The following is an 8,793-nucleotide window of genomic DNA, read 5'->3' as shown; positions in this document are numbered from 1 at the left end:
GCCGCTGATCGCCGCGATCGCGGCCTGAGGCCGGCCCAGTTTTGGCTTCAAGACTCGCGGTCCTGTAAGGCTGTTTTTACACGACCAAGACCCATAGCAGACAGCCGACCAAGCCGACAAAGGCCTACGTGGCTGCTTTCGCATCCGGGCGCCTCGCAACGAGAATGTTGCCGATCGCCTGCAATACGATTTCGCGTCTTTGATTACGCAAACGGACCTGGTTGCGCACGATGCCCCGATCTGGCTTCGACTTCGATTCCCGTTTCTCCAAAGCGGTCACTTCAAGATCGAGCTCGTCTCCTGGGCGTACCGGATTCGGCAGCCGCAGCTCGTCCCAGCCCATTCCGGCAAGGACACGGCGCGGAGGCTGCAACTTGTTGGTTAACGATATGAAAATCGCGAACGTGTGGGCAGCGGATGCCGACAGTCCCGCAAAAACTGAACGAGCCGCAGCTTCCTCATCGAGGTGGAACGGCCGTGGATCGAACTGCTTTGCGAACTGTATTATTTCGTCCTTGGAGACAAAATAGGGGCCAGCCTTGAAGCTGTCGCCAACTTCGATTTCTTCAAAATACCTGCTGGTCATTGGTCAATCCTCCTGCACCATGACCGCAATCCAACACCACGGTAGATTGTAAGACGGTTCAGACGGCGGCACCAAATGGACTTTGGCAAGGAGGCCCGGGATGTCGCTTATTGGCCCCAAGCTGCCGCTCGCTGTAACTCCCCGTTGGGTCTTCTCTTCGGAGAGCGGACTCACGAGAGGGACGGCACCACCGCCGGTTTTGATCCGAAGCGGACCTGATGCTTTCAGTTTCCGAGGCCACTCGAGCAGCAATATCCGATAATAGTTGTAGATCAGGCGACCTTTCCTTGTGAACCTACAAGTTCTCTCTTGCGACAGATGTCGCGAGGTTGGTGCCCGGCTGGTCTCAAGTCCGATAGTAGACGCTGGAGAGATTAAAATGAATTGGATCGGACCGGTCATCGGCGGGGCGCTGTTTGTAGCTGGTTTGCTAACATCAGCGGGACCGGGGCTGGCGGCAGGGAGCGATGACGGTTTCACAACGTTCTGGACGCAGTTCAAAGCTGCAGTCGGCAAGAGCGACCAGAAGACCGTATCGGACATGATTAAATATCCTGTCCTCTACCAGGATCTGCGGCGAGCGGCGGAGTTTCCTGTGATCTGGAAGGGTGCTTTCAGACCTGCGCATCGGGCGTGTCTTGCCAAGCAGAAGCCTGTCAAGGACACATCCCCCAAGGGGGTGGTTACTTACTCTGCTTTTTGCGACTCGATCATCTACTCTTTCGCTAAGGATGAATCCGGCTGGAAATTGACGGACTTTGGCGTAGACGATTGATCGGCCTTGTAAGAACTGATTGCCAACTGTTTCGCTGTTGTGATCGGGGCGCTGTCCGATTTGGCCCTTAGCTGACCAATCTCGGCATGTTGCGTGATGGCAGCTTCTGACCCAGAGCAGAAGTCGGCCTCCACATAGGTCAATTGCTGAACCAACACCTAATCGGCTCGCTTCCTACAATTAGCTCGGACAGTGCGGACGGAAAGGAGCGCTGAAATGCAAGGTCTCTTTGGCACTTCCGTTCAAGCAAGTACGCAAAGGATATCGCTAAGATGATCGATGCAACGCCGGCAAAGTACGGCCACCGTTCGCCACTCATTGAGCACTCCGTAGCAGGAGGGTTGGCAATCGTCGAACGCGGCTGATCGCCTCTGTCAGCGCGCGTACTCGTCGATCTAGGCGGCTCCAATGCCAGTGTCGCCGTTCGGGCGTGACGTTTGACCTGTGACAGCGTGAGCCGCTCCGTCCCAGACAGTGCATCCGCCGGAAAACCGCTCCCCATTCTAGTCCACTTTCATACTGCCGCTGGGCGGCCTCGCCAGATGTGAATTGGTTCACGTCCCGGCAAATGTTTTTGCTCGCCCTTCGCTGCACCTGAACGGTCGCTCCTGCGACGCCACGCATGGCCCGTGGCTGACTTCCACTCCTGGCCTCACACCGTCCGCTTCCGAGGGCCAAGCTGAATTGCACCATCAAAGCTGCTGAGGGCGGCCCTTGACCCAATGCTGACATCTGTCAATCCCGAAGATTTCTGCTGAAAAGCCAACTTTCCTATGCAACCCTCTGCGAGTTGAGTGCGAGGAGGCATGCGCCGACGGCTGTTCATCGCTGGTCTGGCTGGGACGGCAGCATTGCCGCTGGCTGTCCGCGCCCAGAGGGCGAACCGCATCTACCGTCTCGGGCACCTTGCGACTGCATCGGAACCCGAAGCAGCTACCCGCCAGATTACTTTACCGGAACTCGCAAGGCTTGGATTCGTTGAAGGCCGCAATCTCATCTTCGACGCGCGTGTCGGCAATTCGGCTTCGCTGCCGGCTCTCATGAGCGAACTGCTCGCCGGTCAACCGGACGCAGTTATCGCCATTGGCACCGCGCTAAGGCCTGCTGCCGCGGCCACACGCAGCGTGCCGGTCGTCGCTTTTGGTAACGACCCGGTCATGCTTGGCCTCGCTACGACCTATGCGCGGCCAGGAGGCAACGTTACTGGCGTTGTGATTGCCTTCGATGAGCTTGAAGCCAAGCGGCTTTCAATCTTGCTCGAAGCGGTGCCTGATCGCCGACGTGTTGCGGCGCTGGTCCCACCCGTGAGCGGAGGAAGCGAAGCTATCCGGAAAGCGGCGGCTGGGCTTGGCGTTGAAGCGCTTGTGTTTCCTGCCGCCTCGTCAAGTGATTACGCGACTGTCTTTGCTGCGATGCAGGCTCAAGGCGCGCAGGCCTTGATAATCGGCGCGTTTCCACAATTTGCGCAGGATAGTAGGCAGTTAGCAGCTCTTGCGCTCGAAGCCAAGCTGCCAACAGTATGCGAATGGGCGGATATGGCACACGCGGGGTGTCTAATCGGATATGGCCCCCGCCGCACAGAACTTCGCAAGCGCATGGCCGATCAGATCGCTCAGATATTTCGCGGCGTTCCACCCGGCGATATTCCAGTCGAACGGCCGACTGCATTTGAATTCAGCGTGAACCTGAGAACCGCCAAATTGCTAGACCTGATCGTCCCTGCCGCGGTGCTGGCACGCGCCGACGAGGTGATTGAGTAATACGCAGGTGATGTCGCCTCTTGGCCCTTAGCTGACCAATCTCGGCATGTTCCGTGATGGCAGCTTCTGGCCCAAAGCCGATCTCCGGCTTGGCTGACAACGCCAAACGCCTTTCCGGAAGGGCACCTGTTGATCTGAATCAATAGTGCGGTTTTGCGTGCATGCTTTTCTTTGGAGCTTCTACTTTAGCGTGCCGACCTGCCCCCTACCTCTCAAACGGTTGTCTAACGTAAGAAAGGGTGCCTGCATGATCCCGATCGATCGACGTGTTTTGCTTGTTCTTGGCGTTGCCGTATCGACGTGCTTGGCGGCCGCCGTACCATCGCGCGCACAATCGCCCGCGGAAGCGCAGCAGATCGCCACCGATGCCTATGTCTATGGCTATTCGCTGATCACGACTGAAGTGACCCGCGTTCAGATGAGCAACGTGCCAAAGATCGAGGGGTTCACAAGCCCGACCGGTCAATTCGTCAACGTTCCGCGCTATCCGCCTGCGGACTATCGCGGCGTCTCCGCGCCCAACGCTGACACGCTTTACTCGGTTGCTTGGCTCGATCTTGCGGAGCCGCAGGTATTCAGTCACCCAGACATGGGCGACCGTTTCTATCTCTTTGAGCTTACCGATTTGTGGATGTCGGATTCAGAGTTATCGCCGGGCAAGCGGACTGCAAGCGGAAAGGCAGCCAACTACTTGTTCACCGCGCCGGGCTGGAAAGGTGAGGTGCCGGCGGATATGAAACATTTTCCAGTGGCTACGCGCTATGGTCATTCTCGGCCGCACATATGCCGATGGCAGCGAGGACGATTACAAGGCCGTCAACGCGTTGCAGGCACTGTATAAGATTACGCCCCTTTCCGCTTGGGGAAAGCCGTATACCCCTGTGACACCGCCGGTAAATCCGAGTCCGGGTTTCAGCATGACCGACAAACCGCAGTCGGTCATTCTTGCCATGGGAACGGAGGGATACTTCAATTTATTGGCAAAACTGATGGCATCCGCGGCTCCGGCGCCTGCGACGGATGCACCGATACTCGCGAGCATGGCGAAAATTGGTATCGAGCCTGGGAAGCCGTTCGAAATGAGCAAGCTTGACCCAGTTGTTCAGCAAGCATTGAAGGACATTCCACAGACAGCTCTGAAGAAGATCGAGGCAAACAAGGAAAACCTTGGTGGGATAGTCAACGGCTGGTCGGTTACCAAAGGGTTGGGTACCTACGGCCCTGCCGATTACATGAAGCGAGCGGTGGTGGCGGCATTTGGCTGGCCTGCCAATCAAGAGCGTGACGCTGTCTATCCGAACACCGAAAAGGACTCGGCTGGACAGAAGCTGAGCGGTGCGAACAAGTACACGTTGACCTTCCCAAGAGATGCGACGCCCCCCGTCAACGGTTTCTGGTCGTTCACCATGTATATGATCGACCAAGGCTGGTGGTTCGTCCCAAATCCACTCAACAGGTTTACCGTGAGCATGCGGGACAATCCGAAGTTTAATGCCGACGGGTCGCTGACGCTATACTTCCAAAACGAGTCGCCGGGCGCAGAGAAAGAAGCTAACTGGCTGCCCGCACCGAAAGGTGATTTTGTCCTAATGCTGCGGATGTACTGGCCAAAAGAGACTACCCCTTCCATCATTGATGGAAGCTGGAAAGTGCCGCACGTCGTCAAGGTCAACTGATTAAAACTAACTCCGCCCGGCGCACGAAGTACAGTGCCGGCGGAGTTCTCTGCGCGCGAAGTCGCTACGGACGGCCTCTTCTGGCCCAACTGCGAAGTTGCGCCGCATCTGCTAGAGGTCCGCTCACCGCTCCTCAATGGACATCGCGCGATAGCATGGAGCGGGCTCCGTTGCTTTTGGCACTCTCACGAGATTGACTGCCAAGTCAGTAAGGAACAGGCTTGTTTTTAGTATCATCCGCCACCTGCCTTCAATGTTAACGCGAGAAGAACATCTCAAACGGAGCAAGAAAGCCGCGCTCGCGCTTCTGAGCGCTGGCCGTATGCGCGAGGCGGTTTCTTCGATGATGACGGATATCGTCAAGAGCCCAAGCAGCGCATTGCCTCATGAAATCCATGCATTCGGTATCTGTGCTGCCGCGGCTGGCGACACAAAGGCGGTGCGAGAATACATCGAAGGCTTTATCTGACTCTCTCAGCTCCATGACCCGCATTTGGCCCTTAACCGAACAGGGTTGAGCGCATTCCGGTGTCGGTTATCCGACGCAGGCCGGATGCGAGGTCGTGCCCGCTTCGATCGCCGCTCGCTTGCGAGCTATCTGCTGGCGAAAAATTGCTAACCCATGACGGTCTTATCCAGCGGTTTTGGTCCCAGGGCGCATGCGACGATTGGCTAGCTTGCGCTTGGTGGGCGACGCCTGTCTCCTGTCCAGACGGAGGAAATCGCCATGAGTTTGTGGAGCGGTTTTGCGTTCCTCGTGATCGCACTCATCCTTTCGTTTGTCGGCCGTCCGAACAGGGCGGGAGAGCATCCATAGTTCTTACGCTTTGATACCGCTGTCGTACTCTATCCTCCAATCGTTTTGGTGTTCTTCGCGGTCGGCTTTGCCGCCGTCGTGACATGGCTCACCAAATAGAACGCAGCGCTTGTTTCGGTCTTGAATTGCCACCATCGCCTTGTATAAGGACGCATGGGTGCTCGCTGAATTGGGCAGCGACAGGTAACGCGATGGTCGGGCCGCCACGCGGATGACCTGCGCTCATGAATTACAAACCTACATTTGGCGATTTACCCACAGCCCAGCGGCTGGCGGAACAGGCTGCGAACACACTTCATCGATTTCTGCATGTCGAGGCGGTAAGCGGTTTAGCGCTTCTCGTTGCAGCGGCTGCGGCACTGTTCTGGGCAAATTCGACGGCAGCACATAGCTACCACGTCTTTTGGAATCTGCCGTTCGCAATTGGTCTTGGCGAGCACGTCTTCTCCCAGTCACTGCATTTCTGGGTGAATGACGTTTTGATGACTGCCTTTTTTCTTGTTGTAGGCATGGAGATTCGGCGGGAGGTTCATGAAGGCGCATTGAGCCGCCTCGACCAGGCTGTTCTGCCGCTAGTTGCTGCGGCCGGTGGCGTCCTCGTACCGGCACTCATCTATTTGAGCCTCAACAATGATCCTGCTCGGGGGCACGGTTGGGCGGTGCCGACCGCGACGGACATCGCCTTTGCCGTGGACGTCCTCGCCCTGCTTGGACGAAAAATCCCGGTCAATGTCCGAGTTTTCCTGCTCGCACTAGCGATTATAGACGACATCATTGCAGTCTTGATCATCGCCGTCTTCTACACCGAAAGTCTGCAGTGGGGCGGCTTTGTTATCGCAGCTTTTGGCATTCTTGGGGTCTTAGCATTCCAACGCGTCGGAATCGGTGCGGCACTGCCTTATTTGGTTCCGGGCTTGTTGATTTGGGGCGGTTTCTTCATCGCCGGGGTCCATCCAACACTTGCAGGAGTGGTGCTCGGGCTGATGACTCCGGCTCGCCCCTTAGCAATGCGGGAACCTCCGCTTGATGTGGCATCGCGAGCACTTGGACAGTTGAAGACTAGCGATGCGATGAAAGAGGGTGATCCGCATTCGTTGCAGCAAGCGTTGCGCGACCTTCACGTCGCTCGCCGCGAGATTCTGCCGCCTGTGTCGCGCGTGCAAATGGCACTGCATACGTGGGTAGCTTACGGAGTGATGCCCATCTTTGCGTTGGCGAATGCAGGGGTCAGCATAACGGGTACGGATGATCTCCCTGCTGCCAGCCTGCTGGTGATGATGGGCACGGCACTTGCTCTGATAGCAGGGAAGCCGCTCGGCGTTATCGGAGCAACTTGGATCGCCGTACGATCGGGGTTCTGCCGCCTTGCTCCCGGAGTTTCTTGGGGCGGCGTCCTTCTTGTCGGACTGCTGGCAGGCATCGGCTTCACCATGTCCATCTTCATCTCGATGCTGGCTTCTCCAATGAAGATTTGTTGAGGGCGGCAAAATTGGGCGTCCTGTTGGGCTCGGTCATAGCCGCCACGCTTGGCCTTGGCTGGGGCGCCTTCTACGCGCGACGTCAGTGAAGGCGATTCAATGTCCTTCAAAGCTCCGCACGTGTCCTTCGTATCATTTGCCGTTGAAGTTCTGCCCTCTGGAATCACTCAGGTAATGATTGTCGAAACTGCCTTGCATCTAGATCCCAAGCACCCCTCATACAACCAATCTGCCGTCGAAACCCATATTTCGGCTGCGCAGAAGTACGCTGGCGCCAATATTGAAGGTCCTGCCGCTATTCGGCTTGTTTCAACTCAAAGCGGTGAGATATGACTGCCAACCGCTGGCCCTGGTCCCGCTGAACTTCATCACCTCGCTCCGATCGCGAGCAGCTATCGATGAAAGACGACAAACTCCTCCTTTCGCTTTCAGTAGCAGTGGGCCTTCTTGCCTTTGGCTACTCGATATACCTTCTCTACTTCATTTTCCATTGAACTGATCAAGGCTGCGGGCCAGACCTGATACGGGACTTCCGCTTCTGGCCGATCGCGTCTGTCGGCGCAGTGCGCGGCAGGTCTGCCTCCTCAGTAGCGCCGACGAAGTGACCGAATAAGGCCCTGTCATTCGGGGCCCCTTAGCTTCTGTAAATGAAACGCGATTTGAAGCCGCAACGAAAGCCGAATCGCGCTCTAGAAATTAAAATTGGTTCTTTGTCATAATCATAATGACTCCGACGCAAAAATAGAAAATAGGGTGGAAAACACAAAAGCATTGGGAGGAGTAGGTGGATACTGCGAGTCGCCTACGCGCGATGGCATCGTTGTGCCGTCAGACTGCCGCGCATCATCCCGATAGAAGTTGGAAATTGCTCGCCGAAGCTGAGTATTGGGAGCATTTAGCCAATGATGCGGTGCGCGATCACCCGTGCACATCTAGCTTCTCGTTCCCAGCAATGCGAGATGATACGAACATCACGCCATCGGCGCAGGGTGTGGCGGCTGAGCGCTTTTGGTTGCTCAAAGTCCCCTCGACGGTGACAGCCAGCTCTCACTTTTGATGAAGTTATTTCTTTTGGCAGGGGGTGCGTTCATGGATAGCGTAGAGCGGTGCTTCGCCGCAGTGACGGCAATCGGTTTTATTGTGACCGTCGTCGGGATGATATTTCTTCAAACGATCTAAATTCTAGTTCCGCGCGAATGCAGGCCGGCTCGCCGCGACCGGGCTTTGGGCTGTAGGTCAGCCGCGCTGCGCTGAAGATCGCTCGGGAGGCTAAATCTTCAACAGCAATCCCAACGTTCGCGCCATCCGCCTCACCGATCCGGCGTGGCGGCCAAGTTAGGTAAGGCCGCCTCAGTTGGGCCCCCTTGATCTATCTCAAGCGGCGCATAGCGCCACGCCAGATCGTCGGGCCATGGCCGCGCCCGATAAACAGACTGAGGGCAAGGAAGCCAAGCCGTCACGGCTGGACGACGCACGTCGCCTTATTGAGGAGTACGTAGAAGACCTCCGCGAGATCATTCGGAAACTCCGCCGCAAGATGAATTAAGTCCGCCTCAGTTGGCGGCCTCTTTCATTTCAGAATACCTTGCTTCCGCTGTTGGCCCCAAGCGGACCTTCACGGTGATGGCCGTTGAGGGCCGCTTGTGACCCTGGCTGTGTGAAAACGCTGCGCTTGATGTGATTCGCGCGATATGATTCCCG

7 protein-coding genes and 1 pseudogene are annotated in these 8,793 nt (G+C 56.7%); 7 read left to right on the top strand and 1 reads right to left on the bottom strand.

What is annotated here, in order from left to right:
• Window positions 1-124 precede the first annotated feature (124 nt).
• Window positions 125-586 carry a MaoC/PaaZ C-terminal domain-containing protein gene (locus tag GGD67_RS38990; RefSeq protein ID WP_179740333.1) on the bottom strand — a complete coding sequence of 154 codons (462 nt, stop codon included), beginning with the start codon at window positions 584-586 and terminating at the stop codon, window positions 125-127.
• A gap of 379 nt (window positions 587-965) precedes the next feature.
• On the opposite strand from GGD67_RS38990, the gene GGD67_RS38985 reads away from it, so the two are divergent.
• The 7 genes and pseudogenes from GGD67_RS38985 to GGD67_RS38960 all read left to right on the top strand — a co-directional run bounded on the left by GGD67_RS38985 (window position 966) and on the right by GGD67_RS38960 (window position 7,425).
• The gene (locus GGD67_RS38985) at window positions 966-1,361 is read left to right on the top strand and encodes a hypothetical protein (protein ID WP_179740331.1); all 396 of its coding nucleotides are present in this window, start codon (window positions 966-968) and stop codon (window positions 1,359-1,361) included.
• Window positions 1,362-2,167: 806 nt separating this feature from the next.
• Window positions 2,168-3,121: an ABC transporter substrate-binding protein gene (locus GGD67_RS38980; protein WP_179740329.1), complete on the top strand. Its 954-nt coding sequence runs from the start codon at window positions 2,168-2,170 to the stop codon at window positions 3,119-3,121.
• A 247-nt stretch (window positions 3,122-3,368) separates the two neighbouring features.
• Window positions 3,369-3,962, top strand: a complete 594-nt coding sequence (locus GGD67_RS39665) for a DUF1254 domain-containing protein (protein ID WP_246790895.1) — start codon at window positions 3,369-3,371, stop codon at window positions 3,960-3,962.
• Window positions 3,883-4,797, top strand: coding sequence for a DUF1254 domain-containing protein (locus tag GGD67_RS39660; protein ID WP_246790894.1), 915 nt, complete (start codon window positions 3,883-3,885; stop codon window positions 4,795-4,797). The genes GGD67_RS39665 and GGD67_RS39660 overlap by 80 nt, the downstream gene beginning before the upstream one ends.
• A gap of 193 nt (window positions 4,798-4,990) precedes the next feature.
• Window positions 4,991-5,266 (top strand): hypothetical protein, encoded by a 276-nt coding sequence (locus GGD67_RS38970; protein WP_179740327.1) that lies wholly within the window; start codon window positions 4,991-4,993, stop codon window positions 5,264-5,266.
• A 572-nt stretch (window positions 5,267-5,838) separates the two neighbouring features.
• Window positions 5,839-7,175 (top strand): annotated as a pseudogene (nhaA, locus tag GGD67_RS38965) (Na+/H+ antiporter NhaA); the annotation flags it as partial.
• 16 nt (window positions 7,176-7,191) lie between these two features.
• Window positions 7,192-7,425: a hypothetical protein gene (locus GGD67_RS38960; protein WP_179740325.1), complete on the top strand. Its 234-nt coding sequence runs from the start codon at window positions 7,192-7,194 to the stop codon at window positions 7,423-7,425.
• Window positions 7,426-8,793: the final 1,368 nt, after the last annotated feature.

Source organism: Bradyrhizobium sp. IAR9 (genome assembly GCF_013408065.1).
Lineage (GTDB): Bacteria > Pseudomonadota > Alphaproteobacteria > Rhizobiales > Xanthobacteraceae > Bradyrhizobium.
The sequence above is the reverse complement of the archived record's forward strand: the minus strand, read 5'-3'. Positions and strand labels throughout refer to the sequence as shown.

What these genes read in the sequence shown, in the direction of transcription:
- GGD67_RS38990 (WP_179740333.1), bottom strand. Translation starts at nt 586, where the DNA reads ATGACCAGCAGGTATTTTGAAGAAATCGAAGTTGGCGACAGCTTCAAG.
- GGD67_RS38985 (WP_179740331.1), top strand. Translation starts at nt 966, where the DNA reads ATGAATTGGATCGGACCGGTCATCGGCGGGGCGCTGTTTGTAGCTGGT.
- GGD67_RS38980 (WP_179740329.1), top strand. Translation starts at nt 2,168, where the DNA reads ATGCGCCGACGGCTGTTCATCGCTGGTCTGGCTGGGACGGCAGCATTG.
- GGD67_RS39665 (WP_246790895.1), top strand. Translation starts at nt 3,369, where the DNA reads ATGATCCCGATCGATCGACGTGTTTTGCTTGTTCTTGGCGTTGCCGTA.
- GGD67_RS39660 (WP_246790894.1), top strand. Translation starts at nt 3,883, where the DNA reads ATGGTCATTCTCGGCCGCACATATGCCGATGGCAGCGAGGACGATTAC.
- GGD67_RS38960 (WP_179740325.1), top strand. Translation starts at nt 7,192, where the DNA reads ATGTCCTTCAAAGCTCCGCACGTGTCCTTCGTATCATTTGCCGTTGAA.